Origin of the sequence: Aquabacter sp. (assembly GCF_965279295.1) — a bacterium.
In the GTDB taxonomy this organism is placed as follows: domain Bacteria; phylum Pseudomonadota; class Alphaproteobacteria; order Rhizobiales; family Xanthobacteraceae; genus Aquabacter.
In genome coordinates, this window is record NZ_CBDIHQ010000018.1 from 502,714 (window position 1) to 522,399 (window position 19,686).

Here is a 19,686-nt window from a genome sequence, read left to right on the forward strand (position 1 = left end):
TGAAGACAGGCGCCGGATGGGAATTAGGTGGACATCTTGAGCTTGCGCAGCGCCTTCGGCTGCACCACGCCAGCGCCGACACGACGAGTCGCATGGATGCGGGTCTGGCCCGTGGTGGCGAGGGAATACGGGTTCACCAAAACGCTCAGGGCGAGCCGGTCAACGATCCTGTATCCCGTTCCGAAATCACCGAACATGATCGGGAACGCACCGGACACGACGTCGGGCATGTCGACGGCTTCCACCACCGGTCGACCGAGGATGGTCTCGGGAGCACCTGCCTGGAATGACGGCTGCCACAGGTAGTTGTTCTGGCCGTCCTTCAGTTTGCGCAGGACCGCTAGCGTCGTGCCATTCAGGAGCCAAGAGCCGCGGTTCCGATATGCCGCCGGCAGCGCGTACATCAGAGAGATGAGCGCATCCGCGGAAAGGTTGGTGACGTGGCCGTTCGCGGTGAAATCCACCGCGGTGTCGGCGAGCAAGCCGAACGGCTCCTTCACACCTCCGCCGGTGACGAAGGCCTCGCCCTCCTTCTGGCCGAAGTCTTCCGCGAGCGCCATGCGCACCTCAGCCTCTGCAACGCCGCCGCTGTCGGCGAGAAGCTGGTTTGAGATGTCCACGTAGGTTGCCACCTCGTGCACCGGAATTTCCACCTGGCCGAAGCTCGGCTCGGATTCGGTGCGTGCCTCGGTCTCTCCGACCCAACGTGCGTTGGTGGTGCCGATGCGCTTCGGGTACTTCACCGAGGGCGAAGAGGTGGTGCGCACACTGGCGATCGAGCGGATAGGCGAGAACTCCACAAGATCGCGGATGAACTCGGTGCTCATTTCCGCCGGGGCGAGATATCCACCCTGGGGATCCGAAGAGACGATGAGCGCCTTGATTTCAGCCTCGGGCGTCTCGCGGCCGCGGCGCAAGTAGGTCCCGAAGGCCTTACGCTCCTCGGAGGGCTCGGTCGCGTCGTTGCCGCCGGTGGGGCGATTCATCTTCGCTTCAAGTTTGTCGAGACGGTCGGTGAGCTTGGTGGTGTCGCCTTTGGTTTCAGCGAGGCGGCTGTCCAAAGAGGCCTGGAGGTCGCCGAGCGCCTTCGTGACGACGTCGGCGGTGTCGGTCTCGGTGGCCGACTTGGTTTCGATGCGATTGTGGAAGGTCAATGGGTATCCTTTCGAAGCGCCACAGCGGCGCGGGAGATGAGAGCGGCGAGACGGAGTGCCTCGGCCGCGGTTTTGGCGCTCGTAACCCGCGCGCCTGGGTGCATGGGGATGCTCACCAGGGAGCACTCCAAGAGTTGAAGGTCGGAGATGGTCCGGCCGCCTTTGCGCGGCATGGACTTCTTGGTGATGAAGCCGATGGAGAGGCCCCGCACCGCGCCGGAGCGAACAAGCGCATGCACCTCACGGGCGCGGGCCACGTCATCGACCAAGAGGCGGCCCTTTAGGCGCAGGCCGTCCTCGGCCTCGACGGCTTCTGACCAGGCGCCCACTGGGTCGTTGGCGTCATGGCCGAACAGCATCGGAAGGGGCAGCGAGGCGCTGGAGAAGGCGCCCTTCTCGATCACGTCGCCTACGCGGTCAGGCGTACCGAATGGCCACGCCAGGCCTTCGATGGCGCCGCTGTCGTCGGCGAGGATTTTGGTCTCGATGTACAGGCGATCCATTACGCGGCCTCTTGGGGAGCGGCGGCACCGGCTGCTGCGGTGACGCTAGTGTGCGGGTTCGCGAACTCGTCGCCGCCCTCGTACGGAGGCAATCCTTCCCAGCCGCGCGCTTCATTCGGGTTGAGCACCCGGGCCGCGATCAGCGAGCTGTATGCCGTTGCCCGAGCACCGAGGTCTGCGCGGGTGAGGTCATCCCGGTCGATGACGATGCGGTATTTGCCGCGGTCCTCGGTGGCGATGAGGGCACGGGTGAAGGCGCTCTCGACTGCCCGCAGCCATGGCTCGAGGCAGTACGTGAGAAACTCCTTGCCCATCTGCTCCGAGTTCGACCAGGTGGCACGATCAAGCTCGTAGAGCATGGAAGGTGGCACCCTGAAGGCCCGGGCAATTTCCAGGTTTTGGAACTTCCTGTTCTCAAGGAACTGGGCATCTGTGCTGTTGAGCGTGCCCGGCACCCACTTGGCGCCGTTGAACAGCCAAGCCGATTTGCCGCTGTTACCCGAGCCTTCGTGGGTGGCTTTCCAGTTGGCGATGAGCGCCTTCACGGCATCCCCCGGAACATCCTGGGGCACCTCCACCACGCCGGCTGGACGCGCACCACGAGAGAACAAGCCGCTGGCATGAGCCTCCATCGCTCGGGCTGCACCGATAGCCTCGGCCGCCAACGACACGGGGCACCTGTCGAACGGGCCTCTGACGTGGACGATGTCCGATGCCGGGACGAGCCGGCCTACAACGCGATAGGTCGGCTCGCCCGTGTTGGCGTCGAACTGGACGTCGATCTGGCCGGCCTGATAGGCGATGATTTCCACCGCCCTGCCGCCGACGCGGTTAACGTAGGCCAACCCACCTCGGTCGTTGGTGAGCGCCGCCGAGACCAAGTCCCGCACTAGCTCCCACCCCGCCGTCCATGGGTTGGCGTCGCCCGTGAGCAGCGTGTGCGCCGGGTGGTCCGTGGCGTCGGTTTCGGTGCCGCTGGCGTCCACCTGCACGACGCGGATGGGCAGAGTGGCCGCCGCCTCGCTGATTGTCCGCACCGCCGCTGAGACCGCCGGGACACGAAGCGCCGCCGTGCCGCTTATTGCCAGGGGGCTGGACGACACGCCGAACGCCGCGAGTATGTCAGCGTCCGGGGAGGCGAGGGACTTCTTCTCGACCGGCGCGCGGCGGAAGGGGTTGAACCTCAAAGTGCCACCGCCGCGAGGTCGCACCCGATGCGGCGCAGAAGCAATCCCGGCATGGTTCGAGCCTCGGTGATGGTGCCGCCCTCGTCCGGTGCCCAGGGGCCGCCGTCTGGGGTGAATGCCTCCTCGATGGGTTCGTCGGTGCAGCTGTGGCGGACCACAACGGCGCACCGCGGCAGCGAGTGAGCGGTGTGTACGGTGACGCTGGTGAAGGTCACGGCGGTGCTGGTCTGGCCGTCGGAGGCCGCCGCCACGAGCAGCTTGGCGACGTAATCTTCCGCCATCAGGCCTTCGTTTTCGAAACGGCCAAACTCGGCTGCGAGCCGTGCCGCCTCGATGCTGGGGACCGGGACAAGCAGGGCCAGCAGCAGCACTGCGACGTGGCGCTCGTCGACGACGGCAGGCAGTCGGCCGCCTCGGGAGCGGGGAAGATGACGCTGTTCTTGGAGGCGGCGTGCGACGCCCTTGACGTGGTCAAGGGTTAAGCCGGCGGCATCGGCCACGACTTCGCACGCCGCCGAAAGTGCCATGGGCATTCGGTGGTCTCCGTATCGCGACGGTGCGCGACGCTCGATTGGTGAAAATAAAAAGCCGCCCGAATGGGGCGGCTGGTGGCTTGCGCTCGGGGCGCAATTTCTATGTCTGCTTTAAGTGTAGCAGGTGAGGCGTACGTGACGTACGTCTGGTCGGCGTGCCTCTGACTTGTTACTCTAATTATACCACTTGTCGTGATTACGTGATCACGAGGGGCGTGTTGAGGCTGGCGAGGCGCATTTCTTACTTGTACTCTAATTATAGCACTTCAGGCTTAAGGGACTTAAGTCAGGGTGTCGCTGGCGCACTCTCGACTGTTATTCATATTATAGCCGGTGACGCCTAGGTGACCTAGGTCATGAACCAAAATGTCGGATTGGGTTTCAGCTCCGAGTTACTCGCCGCCTTGCATACTCGACGGTAAGTCTCTCGTAGCTTTCGTTCCATTCTCCGATGCCGTTCAGAGCCTCTATGCCTTTTTGAAACGCGATGGCGGCCCGACTGGTTTTGTAATCGAGCAGGTTCACCTCATCGGGTCGGATCGGCCAGTGGCGCCGCCCCTCAAAGTCGGTAGTGCGAAGCTCGCCCTCGATTTCCACCTTCCAATTCGGAAACGGGATATTCTGTGGGAGTGGGAAACCGTGTCCGATTACAACCCAGAGCCCGTAATGAAACAGGCCATCCATCGTCGTGCCTACCAGCGCAATGTCATCTGTTAGAAGCAAATCGATTGAGGGTCGACTAGTGTGCATCGTCTTCAGAAAGACAGCATGGAGGACACCTCCGGGTATCGTTACGATCCCGTATCCCAACCGACCATCTTCAGCTGTAAACTCAAAAAGATCACCTCGATGCAGTTTAACTCGAGCCTTCTTCAGGGCCGATTTTACCACCGAACTAACCTCCGTTTGATCCGCCCACGATATATGCTGCAGCGGCACCGACAACGCTCACGGACAGTCTTATGCCGCTTCCTCTTCGCCACACGCTGGGCTTCAGAGACCAAATGAGACATCTCCAGCTTGCTCCGATCCAGCTGCAGCTCCGCGCTATGTGCCTATGTGAGCCGGATTTCTCACCCTACCTTTATTATACCCGCTGATGGTGCACACGGTGCACCGACTGGCCTCTATGCCTCACCCTACCCATTCGGCGAGCCGAAATGTGCATGCGCAGTGCTGGGGGGTCTGTCTAGGCCCACCCTTCCCACGCCGGTGGGACATCTGGTCATGACCAGTGTTTCTCACTACATGTGCGCTGTGACCGATCTGCCTGCACAATGCTGCGAGGCTTCTCTAGCCCACCCTACCCACGTCGGGGGCTGATCTGGCGTACGCCAGTCTTCTCACTACATGTGCACTGGACCCGATCTGTGCATGCACAGCCGCTCTAGTCCCCACCCTACCCGTGCCGCGTGACGAACTGGGTACACCCAACCCGGTGGGGCGCCACTTCTCACCGACCCACCCGCTATCAAATTCGTAATGCGAAAGCGGAAACGCAGCCGAATTGTTAGCTGGGGTTGCGATTTTAATGGTTTGCTCGCTGGGTTATGCAACAGTGGTCTAGCGAGCCTTTGCTGGAGCGCCCAAGCTGTAGCGAAATGCCCCTACGAACTGACAAAAACATTTATCTAGCCGACGTCGCCATCGCGCTTGTGACAGCCGCCGCGCTACTCGGGGCAAGCTGGCTTGCGTTCACGCTGATAGGCGGCTGACCACCTAAGTATCCCACGAAAAATCGCCGTTAATTTGAAGCTGCCGGCCTCGCGATTCCGATTGCGCCGTGCTATATGCAACTATCGGTTCACCATTCAATACGATTGCTTCAGATGGTAAAGCTCGATCTGGTACAGGATCTGGTAACCGCCTCCGCTGTTGCGGCTTGGCTGGTGGTTGCCGGGATGGTGGCTGTCCGCTTGATGGCGTGATCGCTGGGGCTGCTGCGGCTGCTGAATACCGCCTTTTTGGCAGCCATCGCTCGGGTTTCTTCTCCTTTTACTTCCGGAATATTTTTCCGGAAGTCCCAAGTCCGTCCTCTGCCCTTGGCGCTTCCCCATCTCCCTTTCCACTTCCGCTGCGATGGCCACCCATTCGCGGGGCTCTAGCTGATCGGCTTTCCCGTCGCCCAGAACTCGTTCAGGCGGTTCCAGCGCCGTAGCGTTTCAGGCAGTAGCCACGGAAGAAAAGCTTCAGGTGGCCGGCCTCGATTCTGGCTCTGGTTCTGCAGCGACTCCAAAAAGCCGACAGTCGCCGCCTCTCTTACGAAGTGATCGCCATGGATATGCCATCGCTCCACCACCTCGAAGACAGCGGAAAGCCGGTCGGTGTTTCCGGCCTCCAAAATCTCGATTACGTGCGACGACAGAGCGGCTAGAGCCAGATAGAGAGGCAGATCCTGGTCAGAGGCGTACTCTTCGAGAAATGCTTCCCACTTCGGGCAGAAGGTTGGATCCGCCAGAAGCATCGCATCGAACAGATTCGAGCGGTCAAACCTCGCAGCACGTAGGTGGTCTGTGATTTCCGACATGCCGGTGCTCTTAACAGAAGGGTCGTTGGTCGTAGCCTACATCCCCACCGCCTTTTTGACAGAAGGTCGGCGGCTGAACCACGACCGCCGGCTTCCACCGGCAGGGCGGTGGCGTGGGCGACAAAGACGCACAAGGAAATTTTCCCGTTGCGTCTGTCATGCAGCCGCCTTGAACCCACCGCCACCGTCCCAGCAGAAACCGGGCCCCGACAAACTCCCGTAGGTCATCGGAAGGGCCGGTTCACTGCGGGCCTTTCCGCCTCCACGGCGTTTTTGCAGGGTGCGGTATTCTCCCATGTTGAGCCACGCGGGTCTCGGTGGTGCCCGCCTGGGTCTTGAACGTAACCCTCGCCCCGTCGAATCCCCCCTCTTCGTCGAGGTGCGGCTTGATGGACTTCACCACACAGGATGGCCAGCGGTGCCCGCTGTCGGCTGCCGGTGCTGCCTCCCACCGCCTCTCGCCAATCCACCGCGCAAGCGACATGCGCTTGCCGCGCGCCGTCCTCTTCCACGAGGCGGCTGCGGTTATCATGGCATCCAACGCGCCTTCGTCCGCCCTGATGCGATCGAAGGCCTGCCTCGCGGCGACGGCATCTTCGCCTGGACGGTCGTACGCGGCGAGCAGTTCTTCGAAGCCACCTCCCGGGGCGGCGGCGCCTGCGCCGGCCGTCACCGGAGGAATTATCCCTACAACAGGTACGCACCTCTTGTAGGTGCGTCCTGTGTGCATGTCTTTGTCCCCGGTAGAGTGGGACGCTAACGGCTGTAGTGTCCCACTCTACCGGGACAGTGCTGTCCCAACCTACCGGGACACTAGCTGGCTCATCCGTAGTGTCCCCGCGCTACTGGGACACTATCCAGAATCGCGGCTGGGAAGGTGCCGTTGGAGGCTAGCTCCAGAACATTGAAGACCGGCACGTACCGGCTCGCGGCGGTGCCCCTGCCGGTGTACTGGCGGACCAGCCAGCCGGTCTCGATGAGAAGCACGACGGCGCGCTGAACAGCGCTGCGCGATAGCTGGCGAGCCCCGTCTGGCGCACGGTCGCGCATCACGCCTACGATGTGCCGCACCGAGGCAAGGGCGTCGCCATAGCCGCTGTGATACCAGTCAATGAGGAATCGGTAGACCACTCGAGCGGGATCCGTCAGCCGGCTGTCGAAGTCGACCAGGTGCCCCATGCGCAAGATGGCGACCGGGCCATCATTGTCTTTCAGATTGCGGGTCCAATGCTCCCGAGTGGAACCGAGGCCGTCAAGCATTGTTGCCGCCTTGTGATCCGGTAGGCGCCAGCTTCCGCGCAGCACGCCGCTCACTTCGGGCCTTCGAACGAGCATCAATGGCCTGCAGGGTCGCAAAACGCGCGTCGTGCTCCACGACGGCACGGTGGAGCCCCTGCCGGGCCGCGGTGCGGGCTTGAAGGGCTGTTCTCAATTGCGGTCGGTCACCCGCTCGGCGAGCGCGCCAGACCTCAGCCTCGGCGGCGCCAAGCTGCTCGACGAAGCTGTACTCCTCGCGCTGCGCGTCCAGAGCGGCGCGATACGCGTCCATGAGTTTGGGCATCGAGGGTCTCGCTGTTGGTGACTGGGAGGCGCGCGGCGCGCGGCTCTGCGGCGCCATCAGGCGGAACCAAGCGCTAGAAGGTCCGCCTGATGGTTGTCATTGGCGGCGAAAAGCGTGCCTGCGCCGTCCTGCGCAGCGATGCGCTCGCGGGCTGCTTCGAAGAAGGCTGGGTCCATTTCGATCCCGATGTAGCGCCGTCCCAGGGCCAGTGCGGCGACGCCGATGGCGCCCGTACCCATGAAAGGGTCCACGATGGTGTCACCGGGATTGGTGAAGTCCCGCACCAGATCCATGGCGAGGGCGGTGGGCTTCTCGGTGGGGTGCAGCCCGTGGCGTCGGGGTCCGTTGACGTTGCAGCTGTAGGTGCCGCGCTTCCCGCCGCCGTTCCCGGCGGGCCTCGGCGGCGATGAAGGTCCGCAACTCTTCCGTGATCGATGAGAACGTGAGCGCCGCGCTGATCCCTTCGGTCACCGCCTTGTGGGTTAGGCGCATCGAGCGGTGGGACTCTGCCTCATATGGCGGATCCGTCAGCATGTGGTGCGCCGCTGAGATGCTGGGGAGGATGTCGCGGCAGTCGGCATTGTAGAGGGTAGCGCCGCCAATGGTGACTGCGCCTACGGCAGGTACAGCGGTCCGTGACGTCACGGACTCCGAGGGCGCATCCGGCGCGCGATGCTTGCGCTGCCGCTCCGCAGCCTTCTCACGCTGCTCCACGAGGGTCGTCCTGCCGTCCGCCAGCGCCAGAAGCTCGAAGGCGCGCGAGCGAGAGATGGAGCAGTTGTCCCGCAAGAAGGCCGACCAAGTGACCACCTCTCCGCCGGCCTCAATGCGCGCCTTGGCTTCGTTGAGGTGGATGCCCGCGGCTTTGTAGTGGTCCTCGGCCTTGGCTTCGGCCTTGGCACCGCTATCCATATGCGCTCGCACATGGTCGCCCACGACGTCGAGCGGCATGGCGTTAGACGTGGCTGGGACTACGCTGCGTGCTGGTGGTTCCGCATCGGCTTCGGACATAGAGCCTCCTCTCCCGCGCGGCGTGGCCGGCGGGCTGGTGATGGTGGGGTGGTGGTGGGATGGTGGCGGAGACAGGTGGGAAAACTTTTCCCACCAACGGGCCGCACGGCCGCTCAGGCGGCGGGGGTGGCGGGCTCGGGGCCAGAGAGGCTGCGCATAGTTTTGACGATGCGGATTTCGCTGACGCCGTTTCTGTACTCGTAGGCATAGACTTCGCGGCTGCTCAGTATCTCCCGCGCTCGCACCCATTCCACAGGAGTCAGGCGCGCCTGAAGCATCGCGGCAAGCTCGGCGACGTCAGCGGCGGCTTTGCGCTCGATCTCCGCCTCCTGCGCCTCCCGGTCAGCCGCTGCCGCCCGTTCCTTCCTCTGTCGTTCCTCACGGTAGGCCTTGGTACGTTTCGGAACTGCGGCTTCTGCAGCGACGCGCTCCGCCTCTTTCTTGTCGTCCCGAAGCCGCCGCAGTTCGGCTGACACCGCTTCAACTCGGACACGCTCACCGCCCACGGCGCGCTCCACGAACGCGTTGCGAACCTCGGCCGGCACAGAAGGCGCCGCCAGCTTGAGCGCGACCGACGGCTGCAAAAGCGAAAAGTTTTCGCTTTCCGCCGCGATCTCGGCGGAGCGCATCGTCATCTGGGCCGATCTCGCGCTCATGCCCAGTTCTGCCTCGACCCAGGCCACGAAGGTGCCGTGGTGAAGGCGTGCCTTCGCGTCCAGCAGTTCTCGCCCGATGGCCAACATAACCTCGGTGCCATGCGCCGTATGTTGGCGGATGCGAGCAGCCTGCTCGCGCAGGGACTGCGCCAGATCCGCATCGATGGCGTCATAAGAGAAGGCCAGCGCCACTGCGCCTGCCGAGGACGTCACGCCGCCACCGCCGTGGTGCGCGCCCCGCCGCCGCGCTCTTGTTCCGAGATCCACGCCATGAGCGTGGACTTGCGCGCACAGATGACGGCGCCGATGCGGAAGACGGGAAGCTTCGCGCGGCTGGCCGCATGATAAATGGCTCGGGGTGCCAACCCGAGAAATGCGGCGATGTCATCGGCTCCCCGAAGTATGTCGTCGGCGAGCGAGATGTTGTCGTTCATTCAGACCTCCATGTGAACGTGTAGACGTTGTCAAAATTGATCATTCTCACTGACTTTCTATATTTTTGGATCAGCAGAGTCATTTTTCATCACTATTTCCCCCACAAACCCGAGTGTTATTTGGGTAAATTTCGCGATAAACTGCAAATCTGCGAATGATGGCGCGGGATCTCCACGTTTCCGCTTTGGCTGGGCGTATTTAATAGTGCTCACCTCGCCATTTATCCGCCATTCGATACTAGCTTCCGGCTTCGGCCCATACAGATGTACCTCGACGGACCCTTGCTGCGGATCTGCGTACGACCCGCGGTTTGCTGGCACAGCCTCAAGGAATGCGGCGAGTGCATCACCAAACGTCTCGCCACGAACCACATCGCGTCCATCCTCGACGAACACCAAAGGCATCGTCGCGATTAGAGGAGCATACTCGCGTACGGTCCTGGCGCTGTCCTTGACACTCCGACTACCCGCTACGGCGATTATGAGGCTGGCGGCGTCGGTGTAAGTCATGCGGGCCGCCGCCCTTCCCCTGCCGCCGACGGAACGAAGCCCGGCAAGCGCGAGGTTTCGGTCATGCACGGTGACTGTCGCCTCCGACACGCCGGTCTCACGCGCAACCACCTGAACCAACTCTTTCGGGGACGCCATGATGTCATTCTCCACTCACCTCCCAACTATGCCACGACCTCCATTCACATAAAATACGAAACACGCTTGACATGTCAATAGGCTTTCGTACATTATGCAAATGAAACCTCATGATGGGGTTGAGAAGGAGAGCAGCATGACGATGTCCCCCGATGATCTCGTGATCGCCAAGGCCTTGTGCCTCGGGCTTATGAAGATGGACGCTGATTACGAATACGGCGTCGTCCGCACGGTCCAGGAACGCGAGGATGCTCGCGCCGTGGCGGCGGCCATCCGTTCTATGGTTCCGAATCTGGACGAACTTGCAGCCATGTCTGCGGAGCTGGAGCACAAAGTATCTCCGCACATCGCGCGAGACTGCCCGACGCATGATCACACCCACGGCCCCGATGTGTTCCGGGCACGGGAATACGACAGCCGCTATCCCGAAGAGATCGCGTGGGATTGCAACAGCGACGAACCGGAACCGCCGACATGGGCTCAGAGCAATGGGCTTGCCGAGGTCGAGGCTGACTTCATGCGGCGGCTGAAGCTTATTCGAATGGACCAGGGAGAGCGCACGAAACGAGAGCGTCGGCAGAATGCTGCCGACAAGCGACAGGCGAAGCGAGAGGCTCAGCGGGCGGAAGCCGCCCGAGATGCAAAGGATCGCGACGCCTATTACCGGCGCCAAGCGACGATCGACTCCCTGAAGCACCTGACCATGCCCTCCACCGAGATCCACTGATCCCTTAGCCGGCCCGCTGCCAATCGGCATGCGTGCCCCGTGGAACACCCGCGGCGGGCCGGCACCCCTTCCCCACCTATGGAGACAATCATGACGGACACCGTGCCGGCAGCCGATGTTGGCTTGCCAAAAGCCTGGGACTTCAATTTCGGCGACCGCGTCCGCTTCGTCGGCACCAATATCATCGGTGTCGTTCGTGGACGGAGCGAGACCGAAGGCGAGGCCGATTGCTTCAATGTGTGCCACGCCGACGATGAGGGAATCCCTCGGACGCGATGGAAGCCCTCGAGAGCACTCGTGCTGCTGGAGGCGCAGTCATGAGCCTTCAAACCCTAGAGGCGCGCGCGGCCAACGTCTTCAGCGCGATCGACGTCGCCCTCCACCTGCTCACCAGCCGGCAGGGAATCGCCGACATCGGTGACGACGGCGAGCGACTGGTATGGGCGCTCAGTCAGGCGAGACAGATGGCCGACCGGCTGCATGTCGATCTGATCGAGAGCGATCTCGGCAGCTGCGAACTCTGACCTTCCCCGCTTCCCGCCGCCTATGCGGCGCCCCTTCGTGCGAGGTCCAATGGCAACGATTCGAAAACGCCCCCTGCCCTCCGGCAAAACGTCGTGGCAAGCCGACTATGTCGACGGCCAGGGCAAGCGCCGCCACAAGCAGTTCAGCACCAAAAAGGATGCGGATGCCTTCCTCCTACATGCGCGTGGGGAGGTGTCTCGCGGCATCCACACCGCCGAGTCGGCGAGCGTCACGCTGGCGGAAGCCGGTGAGCGATGGCTGTCAAAATGCGCAGAAGATGGCCTGGAGCAGATGACCATCGAGCGGTACCGGTCGACGTTCGAGCACCACGTTAATCCCAAGCTCGGGAAGCTCAGACTCTCTAAGATCGGTGCGCCCACCATTCAAAGGCTGGTCGAGGACGTATCGAAGATTCTTTCGCGGTCATCGGCGCGAAAGGTGCTGTCCTGCGTCACTTCCATTTTTGCGCAAGCTGCGCGTGACGGCAGGGCGGCCCACAATCCCGCTCGCGAGATCAAGCTACCTCGGCCACCCCGAGGTGCGACTCGGCCTGCCATGCCCACGAAAGCTGAATTAGGAGCGATCCTGAAGCACACGCCCGAACGGTGGGTGCCGTTCGTGCGCATCGCCGTTTTGACGGGCATGCGAAGCAGCGAACTTCGTGGCCTCCCGTGGAGCGATGTCGATCTCAAAGCCGGTTTGATTCGTGTCCAGCGCCGCGTCGATCGGAGAGACTCGTTTGGTCCACCGAAGTCAAAAGCTGGCACCCGCGATATCCCCCTATCGGCGGCCAGCGTCGCGATGTTGAAGGCGTGGAAACTGCGATGCCCCATCAGCGATCTCGACTTGGTGTTTCCGAATGCGTCGGGAGGAATCGAGGAACACACCAACATCTTAAACCGGGTGTTCTGGCCCACTCAGGTGCGAGCGGGCGTCACGGTCATGCGTGAGATGATCGGCAAGGATGGCCTGCCAACCCAGACGCCAGACGCGAAGTTCTCGCTGCACGCCCTGCGCCACGCGGCGGCCGCCCTGTTCATCGAGCAGGGGCTTCCCCCTAAAAAGGTCCAGGCGCTGATGGGGCATTCCTCGATCCAGATGACCTACGATCTGTACGGCTACCTGTTCCCGTCAGAGGACGACGACCGCCAAGCCATGGGGGAGATTGAGGCCCGCCTTCTCCCCGACTGACACATGGTGCGGTCCATTTCTATCCGCTCCATGCAACATATCTGCAACATATTGACCGGAAATGTCGCAGTTGCTAGGTTTCAGCCGGTCTGTGGATCCGGAGGTCGGTGGTTCGAGACCACCCAGCTGTACCATCCACATATTCTGAAATCCCATGACTTTTCGGAAAGACCACGGCCTGAGGGCCTTAGGCTCTATTTTGCGTGGGAATCCGTGCAACATTGTTTCAGAACGGAGTGGGCTTGCGACCCTGCGGTTGCGCTAAAGGGCGGCCCGGAAAAGCTTCCACGAATAGGACCAAGCATGTCATTGCCGCCATCTCGCCGCTCCCCTGGCACAGTCCGCGATGCAGCGGAGGCCGCATTCAGGTCGGCCACCACCAAGCCGGTGGAGGAGGCCCCGAAGGCGCCCAAGGCGCCGGTGATTCCCGGCGCGAAGGAGACGGTATCAATCCGCCTCGACCGCGATGTGCTCGACCATTTCCAGGAGGCCGGCCCCGGGTGGCAGGATCGGATCAATGCCGCGCTGCGGAAAGTCATACGGTCCGATCCGCAGGGGTGATCGCCGAGCGCGACGGGTGAGCGCGTAGATCACATCACCGGCGAATCTCTGGTCTGCGGGCGCTAACGACGACGCGAGCGCCTCGAGGCGACGATGAAGGATACCGCAGACGTACCGCAAAACGCCGCAACGGCGTTCATCATGGTCCCGCGGACAAAGATCTCCGTGAGATGACTGGAGCTTGGACCCGTCGTCGCACCGGTCCAGACCATCACGGCAGCCAGCGCAACCACACCCGCCACAGTTCCCACTGCGATCGGCAGTGCCTGCCCGCGTATCGTCAACAAACCTATGCCGGACATCAGACCCGTCAGCGCGGCAGCGCCCACGGCGACAAAGAACGCGATGGAAAATGGCACGTACCCAACAGCATCGAACAACATAAGGCTCTCATCGGGTCAGGCTGGGGACGGCTCTCGGGCGACGATCGCAACCACCACAATCGCATATGCGTGGCGCCCGCGCGCAAAACCGGTAGGCGTCTATTCTAACGAAGGCGCGAGATTTGCCCACCCGGTGCCTGCGCGATGCGAGCGCCCCCGACGCGCTCGCTTCCTGCTAAGCTCCCATTGTGAACCCCGCCGGAAGAGCGTGATCTCGTGAGCCACCCTGCCCCCCCGCCCCCGCCTCCTGTCGCGCTTATAGATTACGAACAACTGGCGGCGCAGCGGCTGAATGCCAACGCACGCGCCTATATCGACGGAGGCGCGGCGGATGAGATTACGCTGCGCGACAACCGGGCGGCGTTCGACCGGCTGCGCCTGTGCAGCAGCGTGCTCCAGGACATGAGCGGCGCTGACACGCGTACCCGCCTGCTGGGGTTGGAATTGAACCACCCCATCATCCTCGCACCGGTGGCGTTGCAAAAGCTGGCGCACCCAGATGGCGAGATCGCCAGCGTCCAGGGCGCCGGCGCCTCAAAGGCGCCCATGGTGGTAAGCACACAGGCGAGCATGCTGCTGGAGGACATCGCGCACGCGGCCAGCACCCCGCTCTGGTTTCAACTCTACATCCAACCGGACCGGGGCTTCACCCGTGAGTTGGTGAACCGCGCGGTCGCGGCCGGATATCGTGCGCTGGTGGTGACGGTGGATGCCCCCGCAAGCCTGCGAAATCGCGAGCAGCGCGCGGGGTTTCATCTGCCGCCCGGCATCCATTCGGTGAACCTGAAGGGCATGGCGGCGCCGCCATCCGCAGCGGGCGCCATCGGGCAGAGCCCACTCTTCTCGGGCTTCCTCTCAGGGTCCGCCACTTGGGTCGACATCGCATGGCTACGTGGCCTCAGCGACCTGCCGATCATCCTGAAGGGCATCCTCTCCCCGCTGGACGCCAAGCGGGGCATAGCGGAGGGCATTCAGGGCCTTGTAGTGTCCAATCACGGCGGGCGCGTGCTCGACACCATGCCGGCGTCCATTGAGGCACTGCCCCGCGTCGCGGCGGCGGTGAACCGCGAAATTCCTATTCTGCTGGATGGCGGCATAAGGCGTGGCACCGACATCGTGAAGGCGATCGCGCTGGGCGCATCGGCGGTCATGATCGGGCGCCCCTACGTGCATGCGCTGGCGGTGGCCGGCGCTGCGGGCGTTGCTCATGCGATCCACCTGCTACGGGCGGAACTGGAGGTGGCCATGACGATCACCGGACGGTCGCGGATCGACGCCATCGACGAGACCGTCCTCTGGCGATAAAGCGCCGGCTTCACCGTGGAACCCTTTGGCTACGCTTGCGTTGTTCCCTCAAGCAACCGGAGGCTTTGCCATGCCCAAACCCGCCCTTTACGCCATTATCGCAGTGCTCGTCGTGGTGGGAGGCGTGTTCGCTTACCAGCAATATGAGAAGAAGCAGAATACGCTGCAGATCGAAGTTGGCCCTAAAGGCCTGAAGATTGATCCGCCCGCGCGCTGATAAATCCTGAGCATATCTCTCATAATAAAAAGGCTCCCGCCTCGGCGAGGGCCTTTTTTATTCGAAAAATGCATCAGACGACCGGAAAAATGGCCGAGATTACCTATAATAATTCAAAAAATCGAAAACATGATGCAATATTACGTATTACTTAAAATCCAAAACCGACAGATCGTCTCGAAAAACCAACCGGAATTACGGATTGGTTATAATATAAATTATAACGTTTGAATTATTTCACATGTATTGATAAATACTTCGTAGATTTCCTTCTGACCGGAAATGAAGATGTCAGAATCAAAATATACTGTTGAATCTATTATAGAAAAGATTGAGCAAAAGCGGGAAAATGCTGGAAGCGAAGAAATCGATATTAGGAATATCCGTGAGATCGTTATCCGACGAACGCTGGTGTTCATTGATGATCTGGATACCGCTTTGCGTATGAAGGCAATTGGCTCGATCGAACGCTATTCGGACGTGCACCGTGAAACAAAAACACTCGAAATTCGACTGCACGTAACTGTCTTGGGAAAGAGCAAGGTACTAAAATTTGGAGTCCATCGCACCAAGATCATCGTGGGCGGACAGCGCGCGAGCGATCAGGTCAACCCGACCGGGCCGATCTACAACGAAGATCAGCTCATTCAATGGCTGTCGAATCAGATTTCCTCAATGCCGTAGACCGGTGGCGCGGGATGCACCTGCGGGCGATACCTGACCTGTGGTGATTCACGAACTTCGTGGCTGAGCGAGATGGGAGAGCATCTGCGCCTCTTCCAGGGCAATCACGCGATTTCTGGACTGGGCTGCAGCCAGCGGCGGCCAAAAGTGTCACCGCGCCATGCACAAGGTGCCACGGCTCGCTCCAAACGAAACACTAAAATATTGAATTCATAAGAAGAAAATGGCGGGAGTGACGGGGCTCGAACCCGCGACCTCCGGCGTGACAGGCCGGCGCTCTAACCAACTGAGCTACACCCCCGAAGCGCTACACCGTGTGGCGGCGCGTCGAGATGGCGGGTGATAAAGGCCCCTCCGGACCAAGTCAAGCACCCAACTCTCACAGGCCTGCCCGAATTGCGAGGCCTGTGCACAACCTCAAACCTGGCGGAATATTTTGCTGGGGAAATGGTGGGCGGTGACGGGCTCGAACCGCCGACCCTCTCGGTGTAAACGAGATGCTCTACCAACTGAGCTAACCGCCCGCCTGCTACGCCGGCCGTCGATCCCGCCGCAATAGAAGAATGACACGTCGGGCGCGCGCTGGCGCTACGCCGCATATAGAGAGCCTTGGGGCCGCAGTAAACCTCCCCGATGCCCTCCGGAGGCGCAGGAGGCGCATGGACATCGTGGAGACAGGCAAAGCGCACGTCTTTGCCGCGCGCGCCACAGCAGCGCTCGCAGGCCAATCCAGACACCGTGACTTTAAGGAAGTGCCGGCAATTCGTGCTCAAGCCTTGGGCGAGCCATCGAAGTGCGAACCAGCTTTTAACACCCCGCCCCTTGGTGGCGCGGGATGAGGGGCGGGCACGGGCCTGATAGACCCGGCCCCGCCAGACCCGGGGGCGCCACCAGCCACATGGCGAGGCGCCCGTCCGGGAATATTACATCAGCCGTTGACGGCTTCCTTCAGGCCCTTGCCGGGCGTGAACTTCGGCGCCTTGGAGGCGCTGATCTTCACCGGCTTGCCGGTGCGGGGATTGCGGCCTTCACGGGCAGCGCGGGTCACCACAGAGAAGCTGCCGAAGCCAATGAGCTTCACTTCCTGGCCCTTCTGGAGCGCCTGGGCGATGATGTCGAACGTCGCGTCCACCGCGGCCTGCGCAGCGGCCTTGGTGAGCTTGGCCTCGTCGGCCACCGCGGCGATCAGTTCGTTCTTGGTGGTCATGTGACCGTTCCTTCCTTTGTTATCCTGGAATCGTCACCGGCTGTGCCGAGGACGACCGGGCGGAAAATTTACGGAAAATGCGGCTTTTGCAAGCGCGATCAGCCACAAACCCGCATAAATACACGATTTCCAAAGCTTGACATCGCTCAAGAAAAAGGGCGGCGCGAAAGTCGCGCCGCCCTCTTATTGGCCTAAGCCCTTGAAAACGCTCAATGAGCGACGACACCCGGTGCTTCTTCGCCAGGAACCACGGCATTCACAGGCTTTTCAGCCCATTCGATGGGTATAGGGCGCCGCACCAGGGCGCGGGTGAGGACTTCATCCATGTGAGAGACCGGAATGATCTCCAGGGCGTTCTTCACATTCGAGGGAATGTCCGCCAGATCCTTGGCGTTTTCCTCGGGAATGAGCACCAGCTTGATACCGCCGCGCAGAGCCGCAAGGAGCTTTTCCTTGAGGCCGCCGATCGGCAGAACCCGCCCGCGCAGCGTGATCTCGCCCGTCATCGCCACATCGCGTCGCACCGGAATGCCCGTGAGCACCGAGACAATGGTCGTCACCATCCCCACGCCAGCCGAGGGCCCGTCCTTCGGGGTCGCACCCTCGGGAACATGAACGTGGATGTCGCGACGCTCGAACAGCGGCGGCTCGATGCCGAAATCCACCGCCCGTGAGCGGACGTAGGACGCTGCCGCCGAGATGCTTTCCTTCATGACGTCGCGCAGATTGCCGGTGACGGTCATCTTGCCCTTGCCGGGCATCATGACACCCTCGATGGTCAGCAATTCGCCGCCCACCTCGGTCCACGCCAAGCCCGTCACGACGCCAACCTGGTCCTCCGCGTCGATCTCGCCGTAGCGGAAGCGCGGTGCACCCAGGAAGTCCTCGAGATTCTTCTCGGTGACCTTCACCGACTTGCGCTTGGAGACGACGAGTTCCTTCACCGCCTTGCGGGCGAGGTTGGAAATTTCGCGCTCCAGGTTACGCACGCCGGCTTCACGGGTGTAGCGACGGATCAGCGTCATCAACGCCCCCTCGTCGATGGCCCATTCCTTCGGCTGGAGGCCATGCTTCTGCACCGTATTTGGAATGAGGTGCTTGCGCGCGATCTCGGACTTCTCGTCTTCGGTGTATCCGGCGATGCGGATCACTTCCATACGGTCGAGCAGCGCGGGGGGAATGTTCAGCGTGTTGGCCGTGGTCACGAACATCACGTTGGAAAGGTCATAGTCGACCTCCAGGTAATGGTCGTTGAAGGTCCCGTTCTGCTCCGGGTCCAGCACTTCCAGCAGCGCCGCCGAGGGATCGCCCCGGAAGTCCGCGCCCATCTTGTCGATTTCGTCCAGAAGGAACAGCGGATTGGCCTTCTTGGCCTTGCGCATGGACTGGATGATTTTGCCCGGCATGGAGCCGATATAGGTCCGCCTGTGACCGCGGATCTCGGCCTCATCACGAACGCCGCCCAGCGAAACACGCACGAACTCACGGCCCGTCGCCTTGGCTATGGACTTGCCGAGCGACGTCTTGCCGACGCCCGGAGGTCCAACCAGGCACAGGATCGGCCCCGCGAGCTTGTTCGCGCGGCTCTGCACGGCCAGATACTCGACGATGCGCTCCTTGACCTTGTCGAGGCCATAGTGGTCGCTGTCGAGGATCGACTGGGCGAAATCCAGATCCTTCTTGACCTTGCTCTTGATGCCCCACGGAATCGAAAGCAGCCAGTCGAGATAGTTGCGAACAACTGTCGCCTCGGCGGACATGGGCGACATCTGGCGGAGCTTCTTCAGCTCGTGCGTCGCCTTTTCGCGGGCTTCCTTCGTCAGCTTGGTGCGCTTGATGCGGTCTTCCAGCTCCTGGAGATCGTCGCGACCGTCTTCGTCGCCCAACTCCTTCTGGATCGCCTTCATCTGCTCGTTGAGATAATACTCGCGCTGGGTCTTCTCCATCTGGCGCTTCACCCGCGTGCGGATGCGCTTCTCCACCTGGAGCACGGAGATTTCACTCTCCATCAGGCCCAAAACCTTCTCAAGCCGGTCGGCGACCTTGATGGTCTCCAGCACGCCCTGCTTTTCCGGGATCTTCACCGCGAGATGAGACGCGATGGTGTCGGCGAGTTTGGAGTGGTCGTCGATCTGACCGACGACACCCACCACCTCGGGCGACACCTTCTTGTTCAGCTTCACGTAATTCTCGAACTCGGTGACAACCGAGCGCGCCATCGCCTCAGCCTCGACCTTGTCGCCGGCTTCGTCGTCCAGGGTGATCGCCTCGGCCTCGTAGAGGTCGGTGCGCTCGGTGTATTGCACAACCTGGGCGCGGGTCACGCCTTCAACCAGCACCTTCACGGTGCCGTCTGGCAGCTTCAGAAGCTGTAGAACGGTCGCCAGCGTTCCAACGCGGTAGATGGCGTCAGGCGCCGGATCATCGTCCGAGGCGTTCTCCTGGGTGGCCAGGAGGATGTAGGTATCGCCGCGCATCACCTCTTCGAGGGCGCGAATGGACTTCTCGCGACCGACGAACAGGGGAACGATCATGTGCGGGAACACCACGATATCCCGCAAGGGCAGCACCGGAAACGTCTGGGAGACGCCCGGGACGAGAGGGGGGCGCGGCTTTTGGCTCGTCATGACCCAATCCTTTCATGTGACGCAGGCGCAGGCGGACGGACGTCC

Annotated in this window: 24 protein-coding genes and 3 tRNA genes; 9 read left to right on the forward strand and 18 right to left on the reverse strand. The window is 61.9% G+C overall.

Features of this window, described 5'->3' with window-relative positions:
• Window positions 1–23: 23 nt before the first annotated feature.
• The 13 genes from ADADO0_RS20260 to ADADO0_RS20320 all read right to left on the reverse strand — a co-directional run bounded on the left by ADADO0_RS20260 (window position 24) and on the right by ADADO0_RS20320 (window position 10,214).
• Complete coding sequence (locus ADADO0_RS20260) at window positions 24–1,154, reverse strand: phage major capsid protein (protein ID WP_511307000.1); 1,131 nt, start codon at window positions 1,152–1,154, stop codon at window positions 24–26.
• Window positions 1,151–1,657, reverse strand: a complete 507-nt coding sequence (locus ADADO0_RS20265) for an HK97 family phage prohead protease (protein WP_511307001.1) — start codon at window positions 1,655–1,657, stop codon at window positions 1,151–1,153. Before ADADO0_RS20265 ends, ADADO0_RS20260 begins: the two co-directional genes overlap by 4 nt.
• The gene (locus ADADO0_RS20270; RefSeq protein ID WP_511307002.1) at window positions 1,657–2,844 is read right to left on the reverse strand and encodes a phage portal protein; all 1,188 of its coding nucleotides are present in this window, start codon (window positions 2,842–2,844) and stop codon (window positions 1,657–1,659) included. The genes ADADO0_RS20265 and ADADO0_RS20270 overlap by 1 nt, the downstream gene beginning before the upstream one ends.
• A complete protein-coding gene (locus tag ADADO0_RS20275) occupies window positions 2,841–3,377 on the reverse strand; it encodes a hypothetical protein (RefSeq protein WP_511307003.1) in 537 nt (178 codons plus the stop codon). The genes ADADO0_RS20270 and ADADO0_RS20275 overlap by 4 nt, the downstream gene beginning before the upstream one ends.
• Before the next feature lie 381 nt (window positions 3,378–3,758).
• Window positions 3,759–4,268 carry a hypothetical protein gene (locus ADADO0_RS20280; protein WP_511307004.1) on the reverse strand — a complete coding sequence of 170 codons (510 nt, stop codon included), beginning with the start codon at window positions 4,266–4,268 and terminating at the stop codon, window positions 3,759–3,761.
• A 1,210-nt stretch (window positions 4,269–5,478) separates the two neighbouring features.
• Entirely contained in the window at window positions 5,479–5,904 is a 426-nt protein-coding gene (locus ADADO0_RS20285; RefSeq protein ID WP_511307005.1) for a DUF7674 family protein, read from the reverse strand.
• A gap of 822 nt (window positions 5,905–6,726) precedes the next feature.
• Window positions 6,727–7,164 (reverse strand): hypothetical protein, encoded by a 438-nt coding sequence (locus tag ADADO0_RS20290; RefSeq protein ID WP_511307006.1) that lies wholly within the window; start codon window positions 7,162–7,164, stop codon window positions 6,727–6,729.
• Window positions 7,157–7,465 carry a hypothetical protein gene (locus ADADO0_RS20295; RefSeq protein ID WP_511307007.1) on the reverse strand — a complete coding sequence of 103 codons (309 nt, stop codon included), beginning with the start codon at window positions 7,463–7,465 and terminating at the stop codon, window positions 7,157–7,159. Before ADADO0_RS20295 ends, ADADO0_RS20290 begins: the two co-directional genes overlap by 8 nt.
• 56 nt (window positions 7,466–7,521) lie before the next feature.
• On the reverse strand, window positions 7,522–7,758 hold the full coding sequence (locus ADADO0_RS20300) for a DNA methyltransferase (protein WP_511307008.1): 237 nt from the start codon (window positions 7,756–7,758) through the stop codon (window positions 7,522–7,524).
• Window positions 7,724–8,476, reverse strand: coding sequence for a hypothetical protein (locus tag ADADO0_RS20305; RefSeq protein WP_511307009.1), 753 nt, complete (start codon window positions 8,474–8,476; stop codon window positions 7,724–7,726). Before ADADO0_RS20305 ends, ADADO0_RS20300 begins: the two co-directional genes overlap by 35 nt.
• A 113-nt stretch (window positions 8,477–8,589) precedes the next feature.
• A complete protein-coding gene (locus ADADO0_RS20310; RefSeq protein WP_511307010.1) occupies window positions 8,590–9,324 on the reverse strand; it encodes a hypothetical protein in 735 nt (244 codons plus the stop codon).
• 17 nt (window positions 9,325–9,341) lie between these two features.
• Window positions 9,342–9,566, reverse strand: coding sequence for a helix-turn-helix domain-containing protein (locus ADADO0_RS20315; RefSeq protein WP_511307011.1), 225 nt, complete (start codon window positions 9,564–9,566; stop codon window positions 9,342–9,344).
• A 57-nt stretch (window positions 9,567–9,623) separates the two neighbouring features.
• A complete protein-coding gene (locus ADADO0_RS20320) occupies window positions 9,624–10,214 on the reverse strand; it encodes a hypothetical protein (protein WP_511307012.1) in 591 nt (196 codons plus the stop codon).
• Between the two features lie 136 nt (window positions 10,215–10,350).
• Here ADADO0_RS20320 and ADADO0_RS20325 point away from each other — a divergent pair, with 136 nt between their 5' ends.
• From ADADO0_RS20325 to ADADO0_RS20350, 6 genes are all read left to right on the forward strand, one after another.
• A complete protein-coding gene (locus tag ADADO0_RS20325) occupies window positions 10,351–10,941 on the forward strand; it encodes a hypothetical protein (RefSeq protein WP_511307013.1) in 591 nt (196 codons plus the stop codon).
• Window positions 10,942–11,031: 90 nt separating this feature from the next.
• The gene (locus ADADO0_RS20330) at window positions 11,032–11,262 is read left to right on the forward strand and encodes a hypothetical protein (protein ID WP_511307014.1); all 231 of its coding nucleotides are present in this window, start codon (window positions 11,032–11,034) and stop codon (window positions 11,260–11,262) included.
• On the forward strand, window positions 11,259–11,465 hold the full coding sequence (locus ADADO0_RS20335; RefSeq protein WP_511307015.1) for a hypothetical protein: 207 nt from the start codon (window positions 11,259–11,261) through the stop codon (window positions 11,463–11,465). Before ADADO0_RS20330 ends, ADADO0_RS20335 begins: the two co-directional genes overlap by 4 nt.
• Before the next feature lie 49 nt (window positions 11,466–11,514).
• On the forward strand, window positions 11,515–12,657 hold the full coding sequence (locus ADADO0_RS20340; RefSeq protein ID WP_511307016.1) for a tyrosine-type recombinase/integrase: 1,143 nt from the start codon (window positions 11,515–11,517) through the stop codon (window positions 12,655–12,657).
• Between the two features lie 66 nt (window positions 12,658–12,723).
• Window positions 12,724–12,791: transfer RNA gene (locus tag ADADO0_RS20345), tRNA-OTHER, on the forward strand.
• A gap of 169 nt (window positions 12,792–12,960) precedes the next feature.
• Complete coding sequence (locus tag ADADO0_RS20350; RefSeq protein WP_511307017.1) at window positions 12,961–13,218, forward strand: BrnA antitoxin family protein; 258 nt, start codon at window positions 12,961–12,963, stop codon at window positions 13,216–13,218.
• 62 nt (window positions 13,219–13,280) lie between these two features.
• On the opposite strand, the gene ADADO0_RS20355 is transcribed toward ADADO0_RS20350, so the two are convergent.
• Window positions 13,281–13,601 carry a hypothetical protein gene (locus ADADO0_RS20355; protein ID WP_511307018.1) on the reverse strand — a complete coding sequence of 107 codons (321 nt, stop codon included), beginning with the start codon at window positions 13,599–13,601 and terminating at the stop codon, window positions 13,281–13,283.
• Between the two features lie 216 nt (window positions 13,602–13,817).
• On the opposite strand from ADADO0_RS20355, the gene ADADO0_RS20360 reads away from it, so the two are divergent.
• From ADADO0_RS20360 to ADADO0_RS20370, 3 genes are all read left to right on the forward strand, one after another.
• Complete coding sequence (locus ADADO0_RS20360; RefSeq protein WP_511307019.1) at window positions 13,818–14,906, forward strand: alpha-hydroxy acid oxidase; 1,089 nt, start codon at window positions 13,818–13,820, stop codon at window positions 14,904–14,906.
• 70 nt (window positions 14,907–14,976) lie between these two features.
• Entirely contained in the window at window positions 14,977–15,123 is a 147-nt protein-coding gene (locus tag ADADO0_RS20365; RefSeq protein ID WP_511307020.1) for a hypothetical protein, read from the forward strand.
• Between the two features lie 288 nt (window positions 15,124–15,411).
• Window positions 15,412–15,807 carry a hypothetical protein gene (locus ADADO0_RS20370; protein ID WP_511307021.1) on the forward strand — a complete coding sequence of 132 codons (396 nt, stop codon included), beginning with the start codon at window positions 15,412–15,414 and terminating at the stop codon, window positions 15,805–15,807.
• Window positions 15,808–16,031: 224 nt separating this feature from the next.
• On the opposite strand, the gene ADADO0_RS20375 is transcribed toward ADADO0_RS20370, so the two are convergent.
• From ADADO0_RS20375 to lon, 4 genes are all read right to left on the reverse strand, one after another.
• A tRNA-Asp gene (locus tag ADADO0_RS20375) sits at window positions 16,032–16,108 on the reverse strand.
• Window positions 16,109–16,255: 147 nt separating this feature from the next.
• A tRNA-Val gene (locus tag ADADO0_RS20380) sits at window positions 16,256–16,331 on the reverse strand.
• Window positions 16,332–16,735: 404 nt separating this feature from the next.
• Entirely contained in the window at window positions 16,736–17,014 is a 279-nt protein-coding gene (locus ADADO0_RS20385) for an HU family DNA-binding protein (RefSeq protein ID WP_511307022.1), read from the reverse strand.
• Window positions 17,015–17,223: 209 nt separating this feature from the next.
• Window positions 17,224–19,641 (reverse strand): endopeptidase La, encoded by a 2,418-nt coding sequence (gene lon, locus ADADO0_RS20390; RefSeq protein WP_511307023.1) that lies wholly within the window; start codon window positions 19,639–19,641, stop codon window positions 17,224–17,226.
• Between the last annotated feature and the right edge of the window lie 45 nt (window positions 19,642–19,686).